Origin of the sequence: Pseudoalteromonas sp. NZS71, assembly GCF_015864715.1 — a bacterium.
Lineage (GTDB): Bacteria > Pseudomonadota > Gammaproteobacteria > Enterobacterales > Alteromonadaceae > Pseudoalteromonas > Pseudoalteromonas arctica.
Map to the genome: position 1 here is coordinate 40,734 of NZ_JADYWS010000010.1, position 25,943 is coordinate 66,676.

Here is a 25,943-nt window from a genome sequence, read left to right on the forward strand (position 1 = left end):
AAAAGGTATTCTCACTAATAAAAAATACAAAGAGGGTGTTATGAAATCGAGTCAAAGTGGCGTTAAATTAAGCCTAGTTATTGTTTCAATTATTATACTTGGTGTTTCAGCTTGGTTTAATCAGGCTAATGCAGAGGATACTCCTTCTAAAATACAAACCCAAAGCGAGTTAATAATAGCGGACTAGCCTACTTACTATGTATTCCTCTTTTTAGCAGTACACAAGCATTATTTTCACAGTAGTGCTTGTGTGCCCCTGAAGCTCTAATTTTCATCTTGATTGAAAGTGCTTTTTAATATTTTTAAATTCTTAACAAAAAAAAGCCCAGCAATGCTGGGCTATTAAATATTCTAGGGAAAAGTTGTTAACTTTGGGTTACATTAAATTGCCCAAATGTATAAACTTTAAACAAGTAAAAAGTATTGATCAATACTAAACTCATATTTGAAATAACACTCGACGACATAAGATCTAAGCTAAATGATAAGAATAATAAACCACACGCACTAATGGCGGCAACGCGCAGCAGTGTTATCTGGTTAATAAAGAATGCACCTAAACCTAGTGCAAGTAGTGTAGTATTTAAAAGCCAATCTAGCTCGTTTAGCATGGTCGTTTCAATAGTTCAGTTGTTGAAAAAAGGAGCGCCATTATGTTGATCTTTTGCGCACCTTTCAACCAAGTAATTTTAAATTTTCAGATTAGTTTTTTTAATGCTAAAAGTAGCTACCGATTGCTGAAAATAAACCATTATCAGCAATTACTTGATACTTTTGGCAGCTCTGCGGTTTTTGTAAGTCACTGCATAAATAAAGGGACTCACGGCTAGAATCATAGGTGGGGTGTAGGTTTGAATCAATTAAAGTAGCCCCCTTGCCAAAGAATCCGGGCCAGTAAACACTCTCACTTACCATCCCTAATTTTTTATAGGTGAGTAAGGTAGGTTTTGGAAAAGCTAAAATTATTACAGCAACGACAGCGAGTGATATAAACAGTCCTTTTTTTTGCGTTGTTTTTTGGCTTATATCATTCTTTGCACTGGAATTTAACTCGCTAGGTGAAGGGCGCTGAGGTTTTCTTTTTTGCGCTGTTTTTTTTCTTGCCGGTGCTTTACCTAGCAACGATTGTTTATTTGGGGTTTTAGACATAAAGCAAATCTGGCCTTTTTTCCGTAGGTCTCTATAATTAAATGAGTAAATTTATATACTAAGCTAATTATTATGATAACTTAAAGTTAGCTTATAGCCTACGAGGAATAAAGATGAATACGCAGCTATCAATTTTAATTGTAGATGACGTTAGCACAGTGCGTAGTTTTTTGAGCCAAACGCTCATGCACTTAGGGATAGATAACGTAAAGGAAGCATCTACTGCCTCACAATGTATTAGTGAGTGCCAAGCTGCAAATTATAATATCATTTTTTTAGACATTGAATTGCCAGACGGTGATGGTAAAGATTTGATTGCACAAATCAATGAATTAAGCCCAGAGACAAATGTGGTTATGGTGTCGGCACATTCAGGTATTGAGAATGTTAAGGATGCAATTGATAAAGGCGCTAAAGGGTTTGTAGTAAAGCCATTTACACCTAAAAAAATAGCGGCAATGCTTAAGAAGTTTTATCCAGATTTAGAAAATGTCTAATAAAGTAAGTACATTTAAAATTTAAACAAAAAAAAACCGGCAAAAGCCGGTTTTTTATATTCTATCAAAAACAAATTATAGAGCTTTAATCTTAGCTGCTATACGGCTCTTATGACGAGCTGCTTTGTTTTTGTGAATTAGACCCTTAGTTGCGTAACGGTCTAGGATAGGTGTAGCAACAGAAAAAGCTTGCTGTGCAGCTTCTTTATCGCCCGCTTCAATAGCAACAATTACTTTTTTGAAGTAAGTGCGCATCATTGAACGACGGCTTGCGTTGTGCTGACGGTTTTTTTCGCTTGTGATAGCGCGTTTTTTTGCAGACTTGATGTTAGCCAAGGTTTGCTCCTAACAATCTTAAAATAAAGCTTAAATTAAAGGCCGTGGAATATGCCTGTTTCTATCATGGATGTCAATTTAAATTTAACAATCCAAGAAAAACTGCACCATATAACGAGCATCAATTTGCCGCTTTAGCAGTTAATACAGACATTGTAACAAAGCACAGACCCCCAGCCTAGTGCTTTAAAGCGATTTATAAAAAAGACTGTGGCATAATCGCCTATCTTGAGGATTTTTGGGTAGGTTTAAGGTGTCAAAAGGTTTATTTCGCTCCGGTATGATTGTTAGTTGTATGACTATGATATCGCGTATTTTAGGGCTTGTTCGAGATGCTGTTGTTGCCAATTTATTAGGCGCAAGTGCCGCGGCTGATGTTTTTTTATTTGCTAACCGTATTCCTAATTTTTTACGTCGTTTATTTGCGGAAGGGGCCTTCGCACAAGCATTTGTACCTGTACTGAGTGAAATTAAAGAACAACAAGGCGACGACAAGGTCAGACTTTTTGTTGCACAAGCAGCAGGCACATTAGGAACCATTTTACTGATTGTTACTATTATAGGTGTTGTTGCTTCACCCGTTATCGCAGCATTATTTGGCACTGGTTGGTTTATAGATTGGTGGCAGGGCGGACCTAACGCCGAAAAATTTGAGCTTGCAAGTTCATTACTTAAATTTACATTCCCTTATTTGTTTTTTGTAAGCTTAGTTGCACTTAGTGGTGCGGTGATGAACGTGTATAACCGTTTTGCTGTTGCTGCATTTACACCTGTTCTACTCAATGTTTCTATCATTACATGTGCAATTTTTTTACATGATAAATTTAGCGTCGGGGCTTATTCTCTCGCAATTGGCGTATTTATTGGTGGTGTTGTGCAGTTATTGTTTCAACTTCCATTTTTATACCGTGCAAAAATGTTGGCGCGTCCGCGTTGGGCATGGCAAGACGAAAACGTGAAAAAAGTACGTAAACTTATGCTCCCTGCCTTGTTTGGTGTATCTATTAGCCAAATTAATTTGTTGCTTGATACCATGATTGCGTCATTACTGATGACAGGCTCGATTGCATGGCTTTATTATTCAGACCGTTTAATTGAATTTCCGCTGGGCTTATTTGGTATTGGTATTGCGACTGTTATTTTGCCGGCGCTCTCTAGGTTACATAGCAGTAAAAAAAGTAGTGACTTTCAACATACTCTCGATTGGGGGGTGCGTTTTGTAATCTTTTTAGGCCTGCCGGCGATGATAGGTTTAATGATCATCAGCCCGCTTATTATCACCGTATTGTTCGACCACGGTGCGTTTAAAGAAGACAGTGTCGATCATGTTAAGGCAGTAAGTCTAGGCGTAGTTGCATATTCAGTAGGTCTTGTAAGCTTTATGTTAATTAAGGTGCTGGCTCCTGGCTTTTATGCTCGCCAAGACACGAAAACACCAGTGCGTATTGGTATTATTACCTTAGTATTGAATATGGTGTTTAATATTATGCTGGCTCCTTTTATTGGTTATTTAGGTTTAGCACTCGCTACTTCGCTATCGGCTAGTTGTAATGCGTTTTTGCTATACAGGCAGCTTAAAAAAGAAAATGTATATCAGTTTTCATCAATGAGTATGCGCTTTACACTTAAATGTGTTGTTGCAAGTATTGTTATGGGAGCCGTTACATGGTTTGTGAGCAGTTACTATTACTGGGCTACATGGGCTTTTACACAGCAGGTAGTCTTATTAATAGCACTCGTGACTTTGGCCGGTATTAGTTATTTTGCAATGCTATTTTTGATGGGCGTTAGACTAAATACGATAAAAAGTGTAGCAATTACTGAATCAAACTAAAAAAAAGATTATAATCGGCAACTCTGCGGCTTTAATTAATTTTTAGTCGTAATTAATAGCTCGCTAAACAAGGCATTAGGTGGCATGGAGTTAATTAGAGGTATACACAATATTCGCCCACACCACTTTGGTTGTGTGTTAACTATTGGTAATTTTGACGGTGTTCATTTAGGCCACGCAGAAGTACTAAAAGGCTTACTTACTGATGCTAAAGCGCATAGTTTGTCTAGCACTGTAATGCTATTTGAACCCCAGCCACAAGAATTTTTTGCTAAAAACAATGCCCCAGCACGGCTAACGCGCTTACGAGATAAGCTACGTTTGCTTAGTGATTTAGGTATTGAGCGAGTTATTTGCATTAGCTTTAATCAGCAATTTGCAAACATGCATGCTGAACAATTTGTTAGTGATATTTTGATTAAAAAGTTAGGTGTTAAGGCTCTCACTGTTGGCGATGATTTTAAGTTTGGAAAGCAGCGCCAAGGTAACTTTGACTTACTTGCTAGCATGGGCAAGCAAGCGGGCATGGACGTAAAAAGCACCGCGAGTTTTCGTCAATTAAATGCTAGAGTAAGCAGCACTTTAATACGAGATGCTTTAGCATCTGGTGACTTAGCAAGTGCTAAAATAATGCTTGGTCACGATTATGCTATTTCTGGGCGTGTTATACACGGCTGGAAAAGAGGACGTGAACTCGGTTTTAGAACGGCAAATATTGCCCTAAAACGCCAAGTGTGTCCTGTCAACGGGGTGTTTGCAGTGCAAGCAACGATTGCAGGAAAACAGATTTTTGGAGTTGCAAATGTAGGCAATAAGCCGACATTTAATGGAACTCGTGCATTATTAGAAGTTCACCTTTTTGATTTTGCACAGGATATTTACGGACAATTTATGCATGTGGAGTTAATAAAAAAACTTCGCAACGAAAAAAAATTCGAGACATTAACACGATTAACGGCGCAAATAGCAACTGATGTTGCTGCCGCTAAGCAGTGTTTTGGTTTAAATCAGGTAGCCGATAGAGACGGAATGTAGGATAAATGAGCGACTATAAACATACTTTGAACTTACCGGAAACACCGTTTCCAATGCGTGGCAATTTGGCACAACGTGAACCAAAAATGCTTAAAGCATGGTATGAAGACGACCTGTACGGTCAAATTCGCAGCGCTAAGAAAGGTAAAAAGACCTTTATTTTGCATGACGGCCCTCCGTATGCAAATGGCGATATCCATTTAGGCCACTCAGTTAATAAAATATTAAAAGACATTATTGTTAAGTCTAAAACATTATCTGACTTTGATTCACCATTAGTCCCAGGTTGGGATTGTCATGGTTTACCAATCGAGTTAATGGTTGAGAAAAAAGTAGGCAAGCCGGGCGTAAAAGTAACCGCGAGCGAGTTTCGTGAAAAATGCCGTGCATACGCTAAAAAACAAGTTGAAGGTCAAAAAGTTGATTTTAAACGTTTAGGCGTATTTGCAGATTGGGATAAGCCTTACTTAACAATGAACTTTGACTTTGAAGCGAATGCAATTCGTGTACTTGGTCGTATTATTGAAAAAGGTCATTTGCATAAAGGTGCTAAGCCTGTGCATTGGTGTACAGATTGTGGTTCTGCATTAGCAGAAGCTGAAGTTGAGTACCAAGATAAGCAATCACCAGCGATTGATGTACGTTTTACATTTGTTGATCAAGATGCTGTTGTTAGTGCATTTGATTTGGCTGATGGTCATAAAGGTGAAGGCAGTGTTGGTACTGTTATTTGGACAACAACACCGTGGACGCTTCCAGCAAACCGCGCGGTAGCTGTGCATGCCGATTTAGAATATGCATTGGTGCAGGTTGAAGATGAAGGCGTACAACAACGTCTAATTTTAGGCTCTGAACTTGTTAAAGATGCAATGGACCGCTTTGGTTTTAATCACTTCCACGTATTAGGTTATGTAAAAGGTGCTGCACTTGAAAACTTACAAGTAGCCCATCCTTTTTATGATTTTAATGTACCAGTGATTGTTGCAGAACACGTAACGACTGACTCAGGTACCGGTGTTGTACATACAGCACCAGGGCATGGTCAAGAAGATTTCGTGGCGGGTTTAAATTACAACCTTGAAGTAGCTAACCCTGTTGGCGCTAATGGCGTTTATTTACCAGATACTGAACTTTTTGCAGGTCAGCATGTATTTAAAGCAAATGCGAGCGTAATTGAAGTATTAAAAGAGCACGGTGCATTAATGCATCATCATGCTATAACTCATAGTTACCCACATTGTTGGCGCCATAAAACACCGATTATTTTCCGTGCTACACCACAATGGTTTGTAAGTATGGATCAGGCTAACTTGCGTGAAGATTCTTTAAAAGAAATTAAAAACACGCAGTGGTTGCCAGAGTGGGGCGAAAGCCGTATTTCGAACATGGTTGAAAGCCGCCCAGATTGGTGTATATCTCGCCAACGTACTTGGGGTGTGCCAATTGCATTGTTTGCAGATAAAGATACCGGTGCACTTCATCCAAATACTCAAGAACTCATTGAGCAAGCTGCACAGTTAGTTGAAAAATCTGGTATTCAGGCATGGTACGATTTAGACCCTGCTACATTACTTGGTGAAGAAGATGCCAAGCAATACATGAAAGTGCAAGATACGCTAGATGTATGGTTTGACTCAGGTGTTTCACACGCATGTGTTGTAGACGCACGTGAAGACTTGGTTGGTCCAGCTGATTTATACCTTGAAGGTTCTGATCAACACCGTGGTTGGTTTATGTCATCAATGATGACATCAGTGGCTATTAATGGTCATGCGCCATACCGCCAAGTATTGACTCATGGTTTTACTGTTGATGAAAACGGCCGAAAAATGTCTAAGTCACTAGGCAATGTTATTTCACCACAAAATGTGATGAATAAACTAGGTGCCGACATTCTACGTTTATGGGTTGCCTCTACCGATTACACGGCAGAAATGACTGTGTCGGATGAAATATTTAAGCGCTCTGCCGATCGCTACCGCCGTATTCGTAACACTAGCCGTTACTTACTAGCTAACCTAAATGGTTTTGATCCAAAAACTGATCAAGTTGCTGTTGATGATATGGTTGAGCTTGATAAGTGGATTGTTGGTCGTGCTGCTCAGTTGCAAGACGAAATTTTAGCCGCATACGATAGCTACCAAATGCTATTAGTAACGCAAAAGCTAATGAACTTCTGTACGGGTGAGCTTGGTTCGTTCTATTTAGACGTTATTAAAGATCGTCAGTACACAGCTAAGAGTGACAGCCATGCACGTCGTTCTTGTCAAACAGCGCTTTATCATATTGCAGAAGCAATGACGCGTTGGATGGCACCTATTATGAGCTTTACCGCACAAGAAATTTGGGAAGCTTTACCGGGTGAGCGTAGTGACTACGTATTTACATCTGTTTGGTATGATGGCTTACAAGCGCCAACAAATAGCCAATTTAGTAACGATGACTGGTTAGAAATTCTAACAGTACGCGACGAAGTAAACCGCTTATTAGAAGCTGCACGTAAAGAAGAAGTCATTGGTGCAACGCTTCAAGCAACGGTTAATTTATTTACTGGTAAAGAGCTTGCCGCTAAATTAAATGCGCTTGGTGATGAACTGCGTTTTGTATTATTAACATCGGCCGTAAATGTTTCTGAAGTTGATAGTCAGCCAGCTGATACACAAACTACCGAAATTGAAGGTTTATTCATTAGTGTTGCTGCAACAGATGCTGCTAAATGTGAGCGTTGTTGGCATTACAGTGAAGATGTAGGTGTTAACCCTGCTCATCCTGAAATTTGTGGTCGTTGTGTAAGTAATGTTGACGGCGAAGGCGAAAAGCGTCAATTCGCTTAGGAGTTATTCTTAGTGAGCAAACTAGCCCAAAAAAGTGGTTTAGTGTGGCTTTGGTTGAGTCTATTACTACTAGTAATAGACTTTGCCAGTAAAACACTTGTTGTAGGGACTATGGCTTATCAAGAGTCGATAAACTTACTCCCTGTTTTTAGTATTACTTATGTGCATAACTATGGTGCTGCTTATAGCTTTTTAAGTGAAGCGGGTGGTTGGCAGCGTTGGTTTTTAAGTGCGATTGCCATTGCTATTAGTGCTTTGCTTGTGTGGTGGCTAAAACGCTTACCTGCAACAAACAAAGTACTATGCGGTGCTTATGCACTGGTACTTGCAGGCGCTATTGGTAATTTATACGATCGTATTGCGTATGGTTATGTAATCGACTTTATTCACGTATTTTATAAAGACTCACATTTTCCTGTATTTAATATTGCTGATTGCGCTATTTGTATTGGCGCAGCATTATTGTTATTTGATGCCTTTACCGGCGAGAGTCCGAAGGAGCATAAAGCATGAGCCAAGCTGTAATTGGTGAAAATTCGCAAGTTATTTTCCATTTTTCTATTAAATTAGAAGATGGCTCTGCCGCCGATTCTACCAAGGTGCACAACAAACCTGCTAAATTAACAATGGGCGATGGCAGTTTAACGGCAAACTTCGAAAAGTGTTTATTAGGTTTAACTGCAGGCGAAAGTAAAACGTTTGAATTAGAACCTGAAGATGCGTTTGGTCAGCCAAATCCTGATAATATTTACTACGTTGACCGTAGTAAATTTGGCCCAGAAACACCAGCCAAAGTAGGTGCAATTATTGCGTTTACTCAACCAGACGGTACTGAGCTTCCTGGATTAGTTCGCGAAGTGCAAGGTGAGTCGGTAACGATTGATTTTAATCACCCTTTATCTGGCCAACGTTTAACGTTTGAAGTTGATATTATTGAGGTGGAAGGTTAATGGAAATATTACTAGCTAATCCACGCGGCTTTTGCGCTGGTGTTGACCGTGCTATTAGTATTGTTGAGCGCGCCCTAGATATTTTTGAAAAGCCAATTTATGTGCGCCACGAAGTAGTACATAACCGCTATGTGGTTGATGGATTAAAAAGTCGTGGTGCGGTATTTGTTGAAGAGCTTGATCAAGTACCTGACGACAGCATTGTTATTTTTAGTGCACATGGTGTTTCGCAAGCGGTTCGCTCAGAGGCTAAACGTCGTGATTTAAAAGTATTTGATGCAACGTGTCCGCTTGTTACTAAAGTACATATGGAAGTTACACGTGCGAGTCGTAAAGGTATTGAGTGTATTTTAATTGGACACCATGGTCACCCTGAAGTAGAGGGAACAATGGGACAATATGATAACTCAGCCGGTGGCATTTATCTTGTTGAAACTGTTGATGATGTTGTTGCGCTTAATGTAAAAAATGCTGAAAATCTTTTTTATTGCAGCCAAACAACACTCTCAGTTGATGACACAGCAGATGTTATTGATGCACTGCGCAATAAGTTTCCATCAATTGACGGACCTCGTAAAGATGACATTTGTTATGCAACGCAAAATCGTCAAGACGCTGTTCGTGACTTAGCTGATAAAGTTGATGTGCTATTAGTTGTTGGCGCTAAAAATAGCTCTAACTCTAATCGCTTACGTGAACTTGCAGATAAAATGGGCACAGTTGCTTATTTAATTGATGACGCAACTGATGTACAAGAGCAGTGGGTTTCAGGCTCTAAATCAGTTGGCGTAACTGCGGGAGCATCTGCGCCAGAAGTACTTGTACAACAAGTAATAAGCCGATTAAAAGAGCTTGGTGGCAAACAGGTTGTTGAGAACCCAGGTGAAGTAGAAAATATAGTATTTGCTGTTCCTGTAGAGCTACGTTAATTTAAATATATTAAACATTTAGATTAAAGGAGAGTCGTTATGAGCAAGTCACTTCAAAATGATGGTTTGCTTTTTTCGGCTCTTTTTAATGAGCGAGGCGTATTAGCCACGCTTATTGTTTCTCAAGTTATTGCTATTGTTTTAGCTTTTGCACCTAATGTAGAAGGAGATATTTGGCTTCGACTTGGGATCATTAGTTTGTTTATGCATTTAATTGTTTTAGTCGGTACCTCTTCTTTATACTTCTGTAGATTTTTCTTACAAAAACGTACTCAAACTTTTCAATTAAGTCTATTTTTTGCCTTTTTTTTATTATCTACCTGTATTTTTAGTATTTTATTTTCTCATTTTGCTTTTGATATAGATGATACAAATAACCTAATTTATTTCACACTTCGCAATTGCATTATAGTGGCTTTACTGGCGGCTTTATTCGTCCAGTTTTTATTAATTCATTTTGAAAAAGAGCAGCAAACTAAAGCGCTTTCTCGTGCTGAGCTTGATGCCCTACAAGCTAGAATACGTCCTCATTTTTTATATAATAGTTTAAACACTGCTGCAGAGCTTACGCATCATGATGCCGATGCGGCAGAACAGGCTATTTTAGCATTAGCCGCCTTATCGCAGGCTGCAATGCACTCAGGAAAAAATGTATCTCTTGAAGATGAAATAACGCTGAGTAAGCAATATATCGCACTTGAAACGTGGCGTTTTGGTAATCGCTTAAGAGTTGATTGGCAAATACCTAATGAACTACCCGCATTGAGTATTCCTTGCTTAACCCTGCAGCCATTAATTGAAAATGCGGTATGCCACGGCGTTGAAACAAGTGAGCATGGTGCAGAAATAAAAGTAGAGCTACATATCACTACCGGCTATATAACCATGATTGTTTCTAACCCTATAACAATTTCTAATGCTCAAACTAGGCCTAATAACGGAATGGCGCTTGAAAATATTCGCCAGCGATTAAATATTTATTATAAAAATAAAGCGCAGCTAACAATTACTAATAAAAATGATGTGTTTAGGGTCAAGGTCGTTATCCCTAAGCTAATTGAGGGCAGTGTATGAATGTGCTCATTGTTGATGATGAACCTCTTGCGAGATCTCGCTTAATCCGTTTGTTAACACACGATAAAAGTATAGTTGTACAAGGTGAGGCAAGTAATGGTAAGGAAGCTCTAGTACTTGCTAAAAAGCAAACGCCAGATTTGATTTTTTTAGATGTTGATATGCCTGGTATGAATGGTTTACAAGTTGCTAATGAGCTCAATAGTTTAACTCTACCTCCTGCTATTGTTTTTATAACTGCCCACCCTGAGCATGCCTTCGATGCTTTACAATTAAGCGCTGCAGGTTATTTAGTTAAACCTATTTCAGAGCAATCACTGCAAAAGGTGCTTAAGCAAGTTGGGCGTTTAAATAAAGTACATATTCAAAAACAACAAAATGTAAAAATCTCTTATCAGCTAGCTGGTACTCTACGTAGTGTTGATATAAATGATGTTTTGTATTTTAGTGCCGAAGAAAAGTACACCAAAATGATATTCTCGGGTGGAGAAGCTTTACTGGAGCAAAGCCTAAAGCAATTAGAGCTGCAATATCCCGCATATGTTTTACGAATTCACCGCAATACTTTAGTGAATAAACAAAAAGTAATAGCCTTGCATTCAAAAGGGAATGGCAATCATATGATTGAGCTACAAGGGTGCAGTGAGTTATTGCCAGTGAGCCGCCGCGAGCTTAAATTAGTTAAAAATACGCTTTAGACTTATTTCGCAATTAAGTTGCCTCTGACTTAAATGCATTTACGCTTAATTACTACTGTTTTGTTGAATGAGCCGATTTAATTAACCGTTTATCAACAAATATAACCGCTTGTCTTAGTCCTCATTGATTCCTCAAATAAATAGCATAAACTTATAATCAGATAATTTTTATTTGGTTCTACTATGCAGTCATCTCAAACAAAAGTGCAAAGAGGCTTCACTCTAATTGAAGTGTTAATTGCATTTATTATTCTTAGTTTTGGCCTTTTAGGCGCAGTTGCCCTGCAAGCAAAAGCAAAGCAAGCAAGCTTTGATTCTATGCAGCGTGCTGCTGCAGTTGCACTTGGTAATGATATTGTGCAGCGTATCCGTGCTAACGATACCCCTCAAATAGCCGGGCTGTACACACAAACATTTGATAGTGAAACTGCTACGACAACCTCGCAGGCGTGCTTCACAAATACTTGTAGCGCAGCGCAAGTTGCGGCCTTAGATCTTGAGCAGTGGAAAAGGGCTATAAGAGCTCGAGAAAATACAGGGTCTTTAGATGGTGCTACCGTATGTATTGCACCTACAGCAGTTGCTGGCTCGGGTGGTAAGGCATTTAATTTAGAAGTAATTGTTTCGTGGCAAGGTCGACAAGAGTTTAATGCAAATGATGCTACTGGCGCAATAAAGTGTGGAACGGCTGACAAAAAGCGCCGCTTAGTTGTTTTAACTAGTTACATTTACCTTAGGAGCTAACATGAAGCAAAAAGGTTTTACACTTGTAGAAATGATGATTTCATTATTTATTGGTGGATTAATACTAGGTGGCGTTATGTTCACCTATATAGGTATGAAAGTAACCACTAAAGATACGATGACTATTGGTGAACTTCAAGAATCAGGGCGCCTTGCAATTAACATAATGCAACGTGATATTGAACAAATTGGCTTTTGGGGAACTTATTATGACGATTCGTTCACTGCAGTAAATACAGATACACTAGCAAACCCTGGAATAGACTGCTTTGAAGGGTTAAATAATGGGAGTTTTCCTGATTTTGCTACAGCTAGTAATTTTAGAACTATTTACGCAAAGGTTGCTGGAGAATCAAAAGAGCTTAACTGCCTAAATAATCCGATTAAAAGCACTGACATTATTCAATTAAAATTTTTACAAGGTAAGAGCTTAACAGTTAATACAGTAACTAATGAGACTCAGGCTGATGAAAACTACTTTGTAGCTGAGCAAGAGAAAGCTCAATTTTTCCGTGGAACGGTTAACGCTGCGACTCTTAATGTTAATGCAACCGTTTGGCCTTACAGCCATCATGTTTATTATCTATCAGAACAAACTTATAAAGTTAATAATAAAAATTTAACTGTACCTGCATTAATGAGAAAGCGCCTGGTTGGTGGAAGCATCAACACAGAAACTATTATGGAAGGTGTTGAGAACATGCGGTTTGTTTTTGGTCTTGATACTAACAGTGATAATCGTGTAGATACCTACCGAAGTATTCAAGATATGAAGTATACAGATTGGGAAAATCGTAAAGGTATTTTAACTGTTCAGGTTTTTTTATTAATACGCGCATTACAGCCAGACCCAGGAGTTAAAATTAAAAACCAAACTTATACATTAGGTGAGGATGAAGATAAGCGTGTATTAACATTTACCGATAATTTCAGACGCACGGTGTTTACTACTACTATTCGATTAAATAATGTTGGATCAAATTTATGGCGTATTTAAAACAATCACAAAAAAAACAGCAAGGTGTAGTTCTAATTACAGCTTTAATAATGGTTATTGCAGTGACCGGTATTGCTGTAACACTTATGAGCAGTAGTAGTATTGATATTAAAATTACCAATGCAGCACAAGAGCGCGAAGTGGCCGAAAATGAACTCATTGGTGAAGTGCAGCGCATGATCTCTGATGAGGCAAATCAAGGCGCTAATAATCAGTTCTTCCTGACTCCAGATGAAGTAACTGCAATCGCGGATGGTGATGACAAAGGTATGGTGATTGCAAATCATGCAGATATGCAAAGCAAAATGACTAACCTGAACAAGGGGGCGTTAGATTTAGAATGTCCTCGACGCTTTAATTTTACTGCAGGTATATCGTGCAATATGTTACAGGTTGCCACAACAATAGAATATGGATCTAAAAGTAAACATGAACTAACTATTGTTACAGGTATAGCACAAGAAATGGCCAGCGTAAGCAAGGGGATTTAAGATGAAATTTAAATTAAACAAAGTGTTAGCCTCTTTGCTTGGCTTAACAATAAGTATGTCGGTATTCGCTGAGGATATTGAGCTTTATGTAAATCATGATGTAGAGACAGACGAAAATCCAAGAGTGTTAATGATATTTGATACCTCTGGGAGTATGGCCTGGGATGTTGTAGATGGAGGCCAGTGTTATCGTCGATATCAAAATGGACAGTTTTATACATCAGATTGTTTTAAAAGTCAGACTTACTTTAGTTACACACAGCAATGTTACAAGTCTGTAAACGGATATGCACAAGCTGTTTGTGAAGATAGCCGCTTATTAGTAGCAAAAAACGCTGTTAGCCAACTTATTACCGATAATGATGATATTGATTTTGGTTTAATGAGATTTAGAGAAAGTTCAGGTGGCTATGTACTAGCAAGGCTTGGTGCTAACAAAAACACTTTACTTAATGAAGTTGACGATTTGCCTGCAAGTGGTGCAACTCCTTTAACTGAAACATTGTGGGAGGCGTATAGGTATATTACTGGGCAAAGCCTTTATTATGGGTATGGTATTAACAGCAGAGATAAAGCAGCCGATGCTAATGGAACTTATAAGTCACCATTTAAAAAGGAATCAGGAGATCCTCTCAGGTGCGATAACTCAATTAATATTATTTTGATGACTGATGGAGACCCTACTAACGATGATGGTCGTGATGATCAGATTAAAAGTGTACATAATAATTTATTTAATGATTCAATCCCTTTTGTGAGCGGTGATTATTCTAATAGCTATTTAGTTGCTCTATCAAAAATAATACATGGAACAAATAATACAAAAGTAGATTTATACTCTGATACAAGTGATGTGCTAGATACTGGTAGAGTTTTTACCATTGGCTTTGGCACAGGAATGAGCGAGGGCGGTATCGACTTACTAGAGAAAGCTGCATCAGTTGGTGGAGGCCAGTACTTAGAGGCGCGAACTTCAGAAGCTTTATCTGAAGCATTAAAAAATACTATTTCAAGAATTAGAGAAGTAAATGATAGTTTTTCATCGCCTTCAGTTGCGAGTAATAATGTAGATCAAACTCGTAGCCGGGATGCTGTTTATTTTGCCATGTTTTACCCTGAAACCGGTGCTCGTTGGCGTGGAAACTTAAAAAAACTGAAAGTATCAGGGAATCAAATTGTTGATTCAAAAGGATTGTCGGCACTTGATGAGAATGGCTTAATTGACGAAAATGCAGAAACATTTTGGTTGCCAAGTGGGGAGCCAGCGGATGGTAACTTAGTTGCACAAGGTGGTGTGAACCTTCATTTAACGACATTAGATTCAGATAGCCGTAATTTATACACTGACAATCAGGGAGCTATAGTAAATTTTAATACCTCAGTTGTGAGTGATATTCTCAATTTAGTCGATAACAATCCGCTAAGCTTATCGAGTAATGATATCAAATGGGCAATGGGTATAGACGTTGATGATGAAGATGGCGATGGGTCTAGCGTTGATCAGCGCAAAGATATTTTTGGTGATCCTCTGCATTCTAAACCTGTTGCAATCGATTATGGTAATGATGATATTCGAGTTTTAATAGGAACTAATGCAGGCTTTTTGCATATGTTCAAGGATTCTGATGATAGCGTAAGTGAAAGTTGGGCATTTATACCGTCTGCTTTATACAACATTATTAAACCTCTACGTGAAAATCAAGCCGATACGAAAGTATATGGTGTGGATGGTCCTATTAGTATTTATTTTGATAATAAAAACTTAAATAGTGATGGTTTAAATGACGGTATTATTGATGCGAGTGGCGACGATAAAGTGTGGGCTTTTGCGGGGATGCGTCGCGGTGGTAAAAATTACTACGGACTTGATATAACAAACCCAAACATACCAAAAAAATTATGGGACGCACCAATTGAAGGCGGAAAAGGTGATTTTAAAGAGCTTGCGCAAACATGGTCAAAGCCACAAATAGCCTATATTAAAGCATTTGGTGATAAGCCTTTATTAATTTTTGGTGCTGGATACGATACAAATAAAGATGCAGCTATTCGTAGTGAGGATGATATAGGGCGAGGTATCTATATTGTTGAAGCTGAAACCGGTAAAAGGGTGTGGGCATTAACACCGGATATTAATGGCTTTAAAGGTAAGCATAGTATTGCTGCAGATATAACCACGCTTGACTCAGATTATGATGGATATATAGACCGAATTTATGCGGCAGATACCGGTGGAGATATTTGGCGTATAGATATGCCTGGTAGTAATACTAGCGAGTTTAGCCACTTTAAATTAGCTGAGCTTGGTAGTAATAAAGCAACTGAGGACCGACGCTTTTTCTATAAACCACTCGTAGCACGCACAATTTATAGTAAAGTAAGCGAGTCAACAGTTAATGGTAGCACCGTTATAACACGCTTAGATACACCGTATGATGCCATAGTTATCGGCAGTGGTAATCGCTCAAAACCAACCGGCACCAATGAAAAAGATCAATTGTTTATGATCAGAGATGAAAATACGGTTACTAAATCGTATAAAACGAATGCACCAGATACTATTGTGCCTGCTGATTTGATGCAAATGAATTCAGACCCATTTGGCAATGCTCTAGATGACGTTGATGATTTTGTTGACTTAGAAGTGGACTTGGCTAAATTTAATGGCTGGAGATATGAGTTAGGAACGGGTGAAAAGTCGCTAGCTGCTGCCACAGTTGTTGGAGGTGTTGCCTATTTTACAAGCTTCACACCTGCATCAGATACATCGACTGAAAATCAATGTTCGCTAAGTGGTGGTGGTGGTTCTTTATACGCTTTTCACTTACATTACGGTACTAAAGTGTATGACGACCTTAAATTTACAACCAGCTATGATGTACCAGATACACCTCAGTTATACTTTGGTGAAAGCCCTTCATGTGTAGATGGTAATGGCGATGGTAAATGTGATGACGACCCAACAGTTGACGTAATACAAGAAAGTCAGTTTTATTTAATTGGGCCTGGTATTAAAGGTGAAAATGCGGAAAATCCAATGAAACCTGTAGAAATAAAAGGTCCTGGTTTAACTGTTGTTGATGGTAAAGTTGTGTTGGTTAATGACAATGCAGTAGGGTTTGGCTTTAAAACCCAACAAACATATATCTATAAACGTGAAGAAAATGACGAAGTTAATAATTAAGGAAATTAGATGAAAAAACAACACGGGTTTACCTTAATTGAGCTGATGATAGCCGTTGCTATCGTCGGCATACTCGCTTCAATTGCGCTGCCTAACTATACTGAATATGTAAAGCGTGCTTCGCGCGCTGAAGCTGCTGCAGCGTTGTTAGATGCTGCAAACAAGGAGGAGCAGTATTTTGTGGATAATAGGGAATATACAGAGACATTTACTGATTTAGGATTGCAAAGTAAAACCGAAAATGGCCATTTTGAGCTATCCATAAAGGTAGTCGATAGCAATACCTTCACTATTACAGCTAAGCCTATAGCCGGTGCTGTAAAGGGGGATAACGATTGTAAAGAGCTTACAATTACTGACACAGGCCTTAAAGGTGCAAAAGGAAGTAAAGGTAACTCTGATATTGATTATTGTTGGGGTCGATAGCCTAGATTACTTCTTCTGACACTTATCAGTTGATTTGATGCGAATTCTACCCGTTTGACTTACAGATAAAGCCAATCCTTCGAGATTGGCTTTATCGCTATTGGGGCAATATATAAAAGTCCCATTTTGAAAACCATTTAAAGAACCATCTGGACGAAATGTAATGGCGTTGCGCGGATACTCTAAAGTATCAGCATCATGAACATCCTCGAAAGTGCTTAAGAGTAACTCATCATCATCTAGAGTCGTTGATTTATCTTTGTCGATAAATAGTGACATTTGACCATCCCACTCGTCCTTTGTGCATTGACTGCCTTTTAGTGCGCAAAGCGTGACGTAAGTACCATTTTCAATTGCGTAAAGACGGCCATAATTTATATTTCGGTGTAGTAGATTCACATGGTTATCTAATCGGTTTTTAGCCAAGAAGTCTGGATAAAACCACATCGATAATTGACTGATTACACTGACAACAGCAATTGAAACCATTAATTCAAGAAGTGTCACTCCCTTGTTTTTTGATATTGATAATCTCATCCTTGAAGACCTGAGTTAATAAATGATTAACTCAGTCTAGTAAATGATACAAATATGACAAGATGAATTTGTATGTTTTTTAACCGCAAGTCTGAGCTGTATCACCGGTATAAAAAGAAGTACCAGATTGAGATACTGTTAAAGCTTTATTATTTTCACTGCCATTATTAGGACAAAATACAAAATCACCGGGGTTCGTTGTTATTCGACCACTGGTATTAAACCGTAATCTCCTATCATTACCAGTATATTTTATTTTGTCATTAAGGCTTATTTTTTCCATAACTCGTAGTAAAGAGTCTGTAGAGCTGTTGTATTGACCGCTATTATCACCATCAATGAATACAATGATAATTTTATTTCTGTCCCATCGATTACGACATTGCATTGTGTCATTTTGATTTTTTACTTCACCATGCTGCGCGGCACATATAACGACTATTTCATCTGTACTTGCTGCTTGAGAGCGTGCATAGCTAATATTTCTTTTTAACTCCAACAAAAAATTCTCAGCTCTATTTTCTTCTAACATATCGCTGCTATTCCAAATCGCAATTGATGCAATGATCCCAACGATAGCAACGGTTACCATGAGTTCTAAAAGAGTGAATCCGTTTTGTTTGTTTTTCATATTAATCTCATTTACTGCTAGTCATTTAAGTATAGCTATTTTTATACAATAAATTATACCATGATCGGTTGTTTTATCACCGTAATTCAATCGCTTTGTTTGCTATGAACATCATGATTGTCTAAAATCGAGGCAACTGGAGCTTTCAAAAGTAATTAATATGAAAAAAATAGAAGCAATTATCAAACCTTTTAAGTTAGACGATGTGCGTGAAGCGTTGTCGGATGTAGGTATAACAGGTATGACGGTAAGCGAAGTTAAAGGCTTTGGACGTCAAAAAGGTCACACTGAGTTATATCGTGGCGCAGAGTATATGGTTGATTTTTTACCTAAAGTAAAACTTGATATTGTATTGACTGATGAAGATGTAGACCGTGCAATTGAAGTTATTGTAAAAACGGCACAAACAGGAAAAATCGGTGACGGTAAAATATTTGTCACTGATGTTGAGCGTGTAATACGTATTCGTACTGCTGAGGAAGATGAAGAGGCGATTTAAGATTTTCTTCTACGCAGTAAAAAGGCGCTTACTAAGCGCCTTTTTGTTTATTTAGTTCTTTTATTTAGTCTTCGTGTTTGCTTTGCGTGCTCACTAAGCTCAGTTAAACCTAATTGGTCGTAACTTTTTTCCATCATTTCAAGCGCGGGATCTAAGTAACTGCTTTGTGAGTAGTGTTCAACAACAAACTTACCTCTATTAGCAGCAGCTAAATAAGCTTCACGCTCATAATAGTAAGTGGCTACTTTTAATTCATAACGTGCCATACGGTTTAAAAGCCATACTAAACGACGCTTAGCTTCAGGCGCGTAATCACTTTTCGGAAAGCGTTTTACTAGTGTCGATAAATCGGTAAATGCAACACGTGTACGGTTAGCATCACGGTCGGCTCTATCTACACCAAAGTACTCTTGGAACGCATTTTTATCTGCTTTAATGTTTACTAAACCACGCATGTAATACATGTAATCTAGGTCTTTATGGTTTGGATTTAAGCGAATAAAGCGGTCAATGGTTGCAAGTGCTTGTTCAGTATTACCTGATTGGTAATGTGCATACACTAAGTCCATTTGTACTTGTTTAGAGAATGGGCCAAACGGGTAGCGAGAATCTATTGCACTCAAAAGTTCAATTGCGCGAGCATATAAACCAGAATCTAGTGTTTCTTTTGCATCTTCATATAAAGCGTGTGCAGATTTATTCGGTACACGTTGAATGTCTTCTTGGTCTGGAGCAGACGAACAAGCGCCTAAACTAAGTACAGAAACTGAAAAAACAATGGCAAATGCACGTTTCCCTATTTTATTTATCATTTTATTTGTTACCTTCGATGTCTTCGGCTAGGCCAAGTCGGTAAAACCGAGTAAACTATGCGTATTATATTATGCTTTTATTAAAAGCGATTCTAACCCAGTCGAGCAAAGCTTGCACTGGTAAATTGGGTAAAGTTACTAATGTCAGAGCAAATTTCTCTTCAAGCCGACGTTCCAACCGAATTAGGTGGTAAACGTCTAGACCAAGTATTAGCACAATTGTTCCCTGATTATTCACGTTCTCGTATAAAAACGTGGATATTGGATGATAAAATCACCGTAGACGGTGAAATTTTCAACACTCCACGCGAAAAGCTACTAGGTGGTGAAGTTGTAAGTGTTGAGACAACAATTGAAGCACCACGCGAATACGAAGCACAAGATATCAAATTAAACATTGTTTATGAAGATGATGATATTTTGGTAATTAATAAACCAATGGGCCTAGTGGTTCACCCTGGTGCGGGTAATCCTAATGGAACAGTGCTAAACGCATTACTACATTACTACCCTGAAATAATTAACGTACCACGCGCGGGTATTGTGCATCGTTTAGATAAAGACACGACCGGTTTAATGGTTGTAGCTAAAACGATTCCAGCACAAACGCATTTAGTAACAGCGCTACAAAAGCGTGAAAACTTCACGCGTGAATATGAAGCACTGTGTAATGGTACTATGACCGCAGGTGGTATGGTTGAAAAAGCAATTGGCCGCCATCCGACTCAGCGTACGCATATGGCAGTACATGAACTGGGTAAACCGGCAATTACACATTACCGTGTTGCTGAAAAATTCCGTGCTCATACTCGTTTACGCCTGCGCTTAGAAACAGGTCGTACGCATCAAATTCGCGTGCACATGGCACATTTAAATCATCCACTAATTGGCGATCAATCTTATGGCGGCCGTCCGCGTCCACCTAAAGGTGCAACACCTGAGTTATTTGAGTTACTTCGTAGCTTTAGACGCCAAGCACTACATGCTGTAAAATTGAGCATTGCGCACCCAATCACCGGTGAAATGATGACATGGCAAGCACCTATCCCTGATGATATGGTTGCTATGACACATGCACTACGTGAAGATACTAAAGCTAATCCTGATATCGATAGATAATGCACTTATTGTCAGCGACATGGCAAAACCTTCATAAAGTAGGAACGTTAAGTACTACTTGTGGAGGTGGTGTTTCAAAAATCCCATTTAAAAGTTTTAATTTGGGATTCCATGTTGGTGATAATCAAAATCATGTATCAAAAAACCGCTCATTATTAACAAACCTTCTACCTAAACCTGCCGTGTGGCTAAATCAAATTCATAGCTCTAATGTTGTTATTGTTGATGAATATTTTGATTTTGATGAGTTACACGATGCTGATGCGCTTTATACTCAGTTATTAAATCAGCCTTTGGCTATAATGACCGCCGATTGCTTACCTATTTTATTAGTGAGTGATGATGAAAAAGAAATTGCAGCTATACATGGCGGCTGGCGAGGACTTGAGCAGGGAGTTATTGAAAATACATTAGAGTGCTTTAGTACCAAATATGAAAATATAAGTGCGTGGCTAGGGCCTGCAATTGGACCAAACCGATTTGAGGTTGGGGCTGAAGTGTTTGAGTTATTTCAAAAAAGGTCCCCTTCATTTATTCAAGCATTTACACTACAAACTAATGGCAAATATCTTGCTGATATTTATGGTATTGCGCGTACTCTACTTACCCAGCTAGGCGTTAAAAATATTAAAGGCGGCGACTATTGTACCGTCTCCCAAAGTGACTTATTTTTTTCTTATCGACGAGATGGACAAACTGGACGTATGGCAAGTTTGATCTGGCGCAAGTAATTAGTATCTTTAATCATTATATTTCCCCCTACACCTTGAACAAACACCTAAACATACCCATTAATTAAGCAATTAGATTATTTAATAGGTAACACCATGCGTTTAGATAGATTTACAAGTAAATTTCAATCTGCGCTTTCTGATGCGCAATCGCTAGCCCTTGGTCGCGATCATCAATTTATTGAACCCGTACATTTAATGTATTCATTGCTAAAGCAAAGTGGCTCTAGTGTACGTGCATTATTTGCACAAACGGGTGTCAGCGCTGACGAACTCAACACCAAGCTTTCACAAGAAATAGAAAAATTATTTAAAGTAGAAGGTGTAGGTGGCGACGTCCAGCTATCAAACAATATGGCATCACTTATTAATCTATGTGATAAGTACGCGCAAAAACGCAAAGACAAATATATTTCAAGTGAATTATTTGTACTGGCGGCATGCGATGATAAAGGTCCACTTGGCGATATATTTAGGTCGTTAAATATTACCTCGACTAAAATTGAAACTGCAATTAAAGCGATTCGCGGCGGTCAAAAAGTTGATGACCCAAATGCCGAAGAAACACGTCAAGCGCTTGAAAAGTTCACGATTGATCTAACTGAGCGAGCAGAGCAAGGTAAGCTTGACCCCGTTATTGGTCGCGATGACGAAATTCGCCGCACGATTCAGGTACTACAACGCCGCACTAAAAATAACCCTGTATTAATCGGTGAACCAGGTGTTGGTAAAACAGCAATTGCCGAGGGGTTAGCACAGCGTATTATTAATGGTGAAGTACCTGAAGGATTAAAAAATAAACGCGTACTATCACTTGATTTAGGGGCGTTAGTTGCGGGTGCTAAATACCGTGGCGAATTTGAAGAACGTTTAAAATCAGTATTAAACGAATTGGCTAAAGAAGAAGGCCAAGTCATTTTATTTATTGATGAAATACATACTATTGTAGGTGCAGGAAAAAGTGACGGTGCCATGGATGCAGGCAATATGTTAAAGCCAGCATTAGCACGCGGTGAATTACACTGTGTTGGCGCAACCACGCTTGATGAATACCGTAAATATATAGAAAAAGACGCAGCTCTTGAGCGTCGATTCCAAAAGGTACTTATTGAAGAGCCATCTGTTGAAGATACCATTGCAATATTACGTGGCTTAAAAGAGCGATATGAGTTACATCATTCAGTAGAAATTACTGACCCCGCGATTGTTGCTGCGGCGCAGTTATCTCATCGTTATATTAGTGACCGTCAATTACCTGATAAAGCGATTGATTTAATAGATGAAGCGGGTTCTTCAATTCGATTACAAATTGACTCCAAACCAGAATCGTTAGACAAGCTTGAACGCCGTATCATCCAGCTAAAGTTAGAAGATAATGCGCTAGCGAAAGAAAAAGACGAAGCAAGTCAAAAACGCCGAGCTGAAATGCAAGAGTTGATCACCGACCTTGATGGGCAATATCGTGAGCTAGACGAGATATGGAATGCTGAAAAAGCATCACTTCAAGGCACGCAAGTAATTAAAGCCGAGCTTGAACAAGCAAGATTAGATTTAGATGTAGCGCGAAGAGCAAGTGATTTACAGCGTATGTCAGAGCTGCAATATGGGCGAATTCCAGAACTTGAACGAAAACTTGATTTAGCCTCACAAGCCGAAATGCAAGAAATGACTCTGCTTAAAAACCAAGTAGGTGAGGATGAAATTGCTGAAATACTGTCTCGCTGGACAGGAATTCCTGTTGCAAGAATGCTACAAGGTGAGCGTGAAAAGCTGCTGCAAATGGAAGATAAGTTACACAGTAAAGTAATAGGGCAAGATGAAGCGGTTGTTGCTGTTTCTAACGCAATACGACGCTCACGTGCCGGGCTTGCAGATCCTAATCGTCCTATTGGTTCTTTCTTATTTTTAGGTCCAACTGGTGTGGGTAAAACCGAGCTGACAAAAGCACTGGCTGGTTTTATGTTTGATACCGAAGATGCCATGGTGCGTATCGACATGTCTGAGTTTATGGAAAAACATTCAGTCGCACGTCTAGTAGGGGCTCCTCCAGGTTACGTGGGTTACGAAGAGGGCGGTTATTTAACAGAAGCTGTTCGTCGTAAACCTTACTCAGTGATATTGCTTGATGAAATAGAAAAGGCGCATCCTGATGTGTTTAATATTTTACTGCAAGTATTAGATGATGGCCGATTAACTGACGGGCAGGGTAGAACCGTTGATTTTAAAAATACCGTTATTATCATGACCTCAAATCTAGGCTCAGATATTATCCAAGAGCAAGCGGGTAATAATGATTACACGACCCTTAAAGCTAAAGTAATGGAAGTATTAATTAATGAGTTTAGGCCTGAATTTATTAACCGTATAGACGAGACTGTCGTGTTCCACCCGTTAGCAAACGAGCATATAAAAGAAATAGCTGATATTCAGTTAATGAAATTACGTGAGCGTTTAACTGAGATGGGATATCTGCTTGAAATAAGCGATGCTGCTCTTGAGCGAATTGCAGAAAGTGGGTTTGATCCTGTCTACGGTGCACGTCCGCTTAAGCGTGCTATTCAACAAACGATTGAAAACCCGCTGGCACAAAAGTTACTCAATGGAGACTACTTACCAGGTTGCGTGATCGTTATTGATGCAAATGACGACTCTCTGGTATTTTCCAAGCGTTAATTGTAAATAATTAAACTCAAAAGCCGCTAAAATAGCGGCTTTTTTATGTTTGTTAAACTTTAAAAGTTAGTAATAAATCGTTCACCCTACGTGAACCTTCAACAAGTTCAGCTGCTCCTTTTGCCACATTAAAGCTTAAGCTTAAGTTGTTATCTCCAAAGTCTTTAATTTGCGAAACATTATTACTAATATCATTACTAACCATTTGTTGCTCTTCTGCAGCAGATGATATTTGTATTGCTAAATGAGATATTTCACTGATTTGGATAAAAATCCCCTCTAATTCAACTTGAGTTTTATCGGTTGTCAGCACACAATTATCGGCTTGTGCTTTAGTGCTTTGCATTACTTTAGACCAGCTAAATAAAGTATCTTGTATTTCTTTAATAGAACTGTGGATTTGTGTTGTAGCATTTTGAGTACGTGACGAAAGGGTCCTTACCTCGTCGGCTACTACAGCAAAGCCTCGACCATGCTCTCCCGCTCTAGCTGCTTCAATCGCTGCATTGAGGGCAAGTAAGTTAGTTTGATCGGCAATTCCCTCTATTTCACTCATTACTTTACCAATCTTATCTGCTTCAGAGGCTAAGCTGGTGGCTGTGGTTGCAGCCTTTTCTACTTGAAAAGCTAAATCAGATACCATTTTACTATTATCTGCAATATGGTCTTTTATTTCAGAGCAACTTTGATGGGTGTTATTCACTTTATCAGCTGTTTGAGCGGTATTTACTGATATTTCACCAATGGTAGAGCTCATTTGAGTCATCGCTGATGCAATTTGTTCTAAACGCTCACCTTGCGAAGCAATACCTTTTTCAGTAAGCGTAGATTGTTTATCTAGATCAGTTGCGATGCCATTAAAGCTTAATGTGGAGTCTTTCATACGGCCAAGAACCGTGCGCAATTTTGCGCTTAGCATTTGCTCTCTATAATCACTTACGCTATGCGGTGTATGGCCGCTGTAAATATAGCGAGAGATTGAATCGGCTTTTGCTTTTTGTTCGCGTAATATTTTAGGGGTAACAAGCAGTTCGTCATAATTTAGCCCAATAACTAAGGCGCACATCAATAGGCTAATTACAGCTAAAGAGATTGATCCCGTAACAGCAATAAAAATCAGCCAAAGTAATAGGCATATAAAAGTAATGCCTTGTCTTATTGTGGTGTGTTCTCGTAGTTTAAATGATGACTTATTGGCATTTATTTTGTTGTAAAGAGCGTGTGCACGTTGCTTAAGTTGAGAGCTTGCTTTAGTTCTTACTGATTGATAACCAACAAGTCGGCTATGCTCAAAAATAGGGGTTACAAAGGCATCTACCCAATAATAACGGCCATCTTTACAGCGGTTTTTAACCATGCCGCGCCACGAGTGCTCTTGTTTTAATGTTGCCCACATTTCTTTAAAGGCCGCTTTTGGCATATCAGGGTGACGAACAATATTATGATGCTGACCGATAAGCTCTTGTGCGCTATAACCTGCTACAGAGCAAAACTCTTGATTGACGTATGTTATTACACCCTTGAGGTCGGTAGTAGAAACAAGCTCTTGTGACTCATCAAAGTATACTTCTTCATTTTTTAAGCTTTTATCATTGTGCATTATGTTTATTATCATCCTTTATTGTTGCTGTCATTATATTGGTTACACACTACAAAGCAAAAAATAGCGTCTTTCCTTTTATGCTCATAAGACAAATAATTGTTTTTATTGATCTAGATCAAATTTAAATATCGAGTAGCTAAATTGAACTCATTTTAAATAA

General features: G+C 38.7%; 26 protein-coding genes. 19 read left to right on the forward strand and 7 right to left on the reverse strand.

Features of this window, described 5'->3' with window-relative positions; genetic code table 11:
* The first annotated feature begins 40 nt into the window (after window positions 1-40).
* Complete coding sequence (locus tag I6E85_RS08380; RefSeq protein WP_197117865.1) at window positions 41-187, forward strand: hypothetical protein; 147 nt, start codon at window positions 41-43, stop codon at window positions 185-187.
* 178 nt (window positions 188-365) lie between these two features.
* Here I6E85_RS08380 and I6E85_RS08385 read toward each other — a convergent pair whose 3' ends face one another.
* Complete coding sequence (locus tag I6E85_RS08385) at window positions 366-611, reverse strand: hypothetical protein (protein ID WP_002958222.1); 246 nt, start codon at window positions 609-611, stop codon at window positions 366-368.
* A gap of 106 nt (window positions 612-717) precedes the next feature.
* Window positions 718-1,149 (reverse strand): hypothetical protein, encoded by a 432-nt coding sequence (locus tag I6E85_RS08390; RefSeq protein WP_197236835.1) that lies wholly within the window; start codon window positions 1,147-1,149, stop codon window positions 718-720.
* A 113-nt stretch (window positions 1,150-1,262) separates the two neighbouring features.
* Between I6E85_RS08390 and I6E85_RS08395 the strand changes: the two genes are divergently transcribed.
* A complete protein-coding gene (locus tag I6E85_RS08395; RefSeq protein ID WP_002958224.1) occupies window positions 1,263-1,646 on the forward strand; it encodes a response regulator in 384 nt (127 codons plus the stop codon).
* Window positions 1,647-1,721: 75 nt separating this feature from the next.
* On the opposite strand, the gene rpsT is transcribed toward I6E85_RS08395, so the two are convergent.
* Window positions 1,722-1,982, reverse strand: coding sequence for a 30S ribosomal protein S20 (rpsT, locus tag I6E85_RS08400; RefSeq protein WP_002958225.1), 261 nt, complete (start codon window positions 1,980-1,982; stop codon window positions 1,722-1,724).
* A gap of 253 nt (window positions 1,983-2,235) precedes the next feature.
* Here rpsT and murJ point away from each other — a divergent pair, with 253 nt between their 5' ends.
* From murJ to I6E85_RS08465, 13 genes are all read left to right on the forward strand, one after another.
* Window positions 2,236-3,816 (forward strand): murein biosynthesis integral membrane protein MurJ, encoded by a 1,581-nt coding sequence (gene murJ / locus I6E85_RS08405; RefSeq protein ID WP_308807816.1) that lies wholly within the window; start codon window positions 2,236-2,238, stop codon window positions 3,814-3,816.
* 84 nt (window positions 3,817-3,900) lie between these two features.
* Window positions 3,901-4,851: a bifunctional riboflavin kinase/FAD synthetase gene (ribF, locus tag I6E85_RS08410; RefSeq protein ID WP_197236836.1), complete on the forward strand. Its 951-nt coding sequence runs from the start codon at window positions 3,901-3,903 to the stop codon at window positions 4,849-4,851.
* A 5-nt stretch (window positions 4,852-4,856) separates the two neighbouring features.
* Window positions 4,857-7,685 carry an isoleucine--tRNA ligase gene (gene ileS, locus I6E85_RS08415; RefSeq protein ID WP_007581369.1) on the forward strand — a complete coding sequence of 943 codons (2,829 nt, stop codon included), beginning with the start codon at window positions 4,857-4,859 and terminating at the stop codon, window positions 7,683-7,685.
* A gap of 12 nt (window positions 7,686-7,697) precedes the next feature.
* The gene (lspA, locus tag I6E85_RS08420) at window positions 7,698-8,198 is read left to right on the forward strand and encodes a signal peptidase II (RefSeq protein WP_007376920.1); all 501 of its coding nucleotides are present in this window, start codon (window positions 7,698-7,700) and stop codon (window positions 8,196-8,198) included.
* Window positions 8,195-8,635: an FKBP-type peptidyl-prolyl cis-trans isomerase gene (gene fkpB / locus I6E85_RS08425; RefSeq protein WP_002958231.1), complete on the forward strand. Its 441-nt coding sequence runs from the start codon at window positions 8,195-8,197 to the stop codon at window positions 8,633-8,635. The genes lspA and fkpB overlap by 4 nt, the downstream gene beginning before the upstream one ends.
* The gene (ispH, locus tag I6E85_RS08430) at window positions 8,635-9,564 is read left to right on the forward strand and encodes a 4-hydroxy-3-methylbut-2-enyl diphosphate reductase (protein WP_197236837.1); all 930 of its coding nucleotides are present in this window, start codon (window positions 8,635-8,637) and stop codon (window positions 9,562-9,564) included. Before fkpB ends, ispH begins: the two co-directional genes overlap by 1 nt.
* Window positions 9,565-9,603: 39 nt before the next feature.
* Window positions 9,604-10,638 (forward strand): sensor histidine kinase, encoded by a 1,035-nt coding sequence (locus tag I6E85_RS08435; protein ID WP_010555108.1) that lies wholly within the window; start codon window positions 9,604-9,606, stop codon window positions 10,636-10,638.
* A complete protein-coding gene (locus I6E85_RS08440; protein ID WP_024589420.1) occupies window positions 10,635-11,336 on the forward strand; it encodes a LytTR family DNA-binding domain-containing protein in 702 nt (233 codons plus the stop codon). The genes I6E85_RS08435 and I6E85_RS08440 overlap by 4 nt, the downstream gene beginning before the upstream one ends.
* Before the next feature lie 183 nt (window positions 11,337-11,519).
* Window positions 11,520-12,080, forward strand: coding sequence for a type IV pilus modification protein PilV (gene pilV, locus I6E85_RS08445; RefSeq protein WP_024589419.1), 561 nt, complete (start codon window positions 11,520-11,522; stop codon window positions 12,078-12,080).
* Window position 12,081: 1 nt separating this feature from the next.
* Complete coding sequence (locus I6E85_RS08450; RefSeq protein WP_197236838.1) at window positions 12,082-13,077, forward strand: PilW family protein; 996 nt, start codon at window positions 12,082-12,084, stop codon at window positions 13,075-13,077.
* On the forward strand, window positions 13,065-13,568 hold the full coding sequence (locus I6E85_RS08455) for a hypothetical protein (RefSeq protein WP_024589418.1): 504 nt from the start codon (window positions 13,065-13,067) through the stop codon (window positions 13,566-13,568). Before I6E85_RS08450 ends, I6E85_RS08455 begins: the two co-directional genes overlap by 13 nt.
* Before the next feature lies 1 nt (window position 13,569).
* Window positions 13,570-16,752, forward strand: coding sequence for a pilus assembly protein (locus I6E85_RS08460; protein ID WP_024589417.1), 3,183 nt, complete (start codon window positions 13,570-13,572; stop codon window positions 16,750-16,752).
* Between the two features lie 9 nt (window positions 16,753-16,761).
* Window positions 16,762-17,178 carry a type IV pilin protein gene (locus tag I6E85_RS08465; RefSeq protein ID WP_024589416.1) on the forward strand — a complete coding sequence of 139 codons (417 nt, stop codon included), beginning with the start codon at window positions 16,762-16,764 and terminating at the stop codon, window positions 17,176-17,178.
* A gap of 6 nt (window positions 17,179-17,184) precedes the next feature.
* On the opposite strand, the gene I6E85_RS08470 is transcribed toward I6E85_RS08465, so the two are convergent.
* Together I6E85_RS08470 and I6E85_RS08475 are read right to left on the reverse strand one after the other, a co-directional pair.
* On the reverse strand, window positions 17,185-17,715 hold the full coding sequence (locus tag I6E85_RS08470; RefSeq protein WP_024589415.1) for a GspH/FimT family pseudopilin: 531 nt from the start codon (window positions 17,713-17,715) through the stop codon (window positions 17,185-17,187).
* Between the two features lie 79 nt (window positions 17,716-17,794).
* A complete protein-coding gene (locus I6E85_RS08475) occupies window positions 17,795-18,346 on the reverse strand; it encodes a GspH/FimT family pseudopilin (protein ID WP_007581379.1) in 552 nt (183 codons plus the stop codon).
* A gap of 160 nt (window positions 18,347-18,506) precedes the next feature.
* Here I6E85_RS08475 and glnB point away from each other — a divergent pair, with 160 nt between their 5' ends.
* Window positions 18,507-18,845, forward strand: coding sequence for a nitrogen regulatory protein P-II (gene glnB, locus I6E85_RS08480; RefSeq protein WP_002962211.1), 339 nt, complete (start codon window positions 18,507-18,509; stop codon window positions 18,843-18,845).
* A 47-nt stretch (window positions 18,846-18,892) separates the two neighbouring features.
* On the opposite strand, the gene I6E85_RS08485 is transcribed toward glnB, so the two are convergent.
* Window positions 18,893-19,657 (reverse strand): outer membrane protein assembly factor BamD, encoded by a 765-nt coding sequence (locus I6E85_RS08485; protein ID WP_007581382.1) that lies wholly within the window; start codon window positions 19,655-19,657, stop codon window positions 18,893-18,895.
* Window positions 19,658-19,798: 141 nt separating this feature from the next.
* On the opposite strand from I6E85_RS08485, the gene rluD reads away from it, so the two are divergent.
* The 3 genes from rluD to clpB all read left to right on the forward strand — a co-directional run bounded on the left by rluD (window position 19,799) and on the right by clpB (window position 24,180).
* On the forward strand, window positions 19,799-20,776 hold the full coding sequence (gene rluD / locus I6E85_RS08490; protein ID WP_002962209.1) for a 23S rRNA pseudouridine(1911/1915/1917) synthase RluD: 978 nt from the start codon (window positions 19,799-19,801) through the stop codon (window positions 20,774-20,776).
* Window positions 20,776-21,507: a peptidoglycan editing factor PgeF gene (gene pgeF, locus I6E85_RS08495; RefSeq protein WP_024589414.1), complete on the forward strand. Its 732-nt coding sequence runs from the start codon at window positions 20,776-20,778 to the stop codon at window positions 21,505-21,507. Before rluD ends, pgeF begins: the two co-directional genes overlap by 1 nt.
* Window positions 21,508-21,603: 96 nt before the next feature.
* Window positions 21,604-24,180, forward strand: coding sequence for an ATP-dependent chaperone ClpB (clpB, locus tag I6E85_RS08500; protein ID WP_007581388.1), 2,577 nt, complete (start codon window positions 21,604-21,606; stop codon window positions 24,178-24,180).
* Window positions 24,181-24,232: 52 nt separating this feature from the next.
* Here clpB and I6E85_RS08505 read toward each other — a convergent pair whose 3' ends face one another.
* A complete protein-coding gene (locus I6E85_RS08505; RefSeq protein WP_024589413.1) occupies window positions 24,233-25,780 on the reverse strand; it encodes a PAS domain-containing methyl-accepting chemotaxis protein in 1,548 nt (515 codons plus the stop codon).
* Window positions 25,781-25,943: the final 163 nt, after the last annotated feature.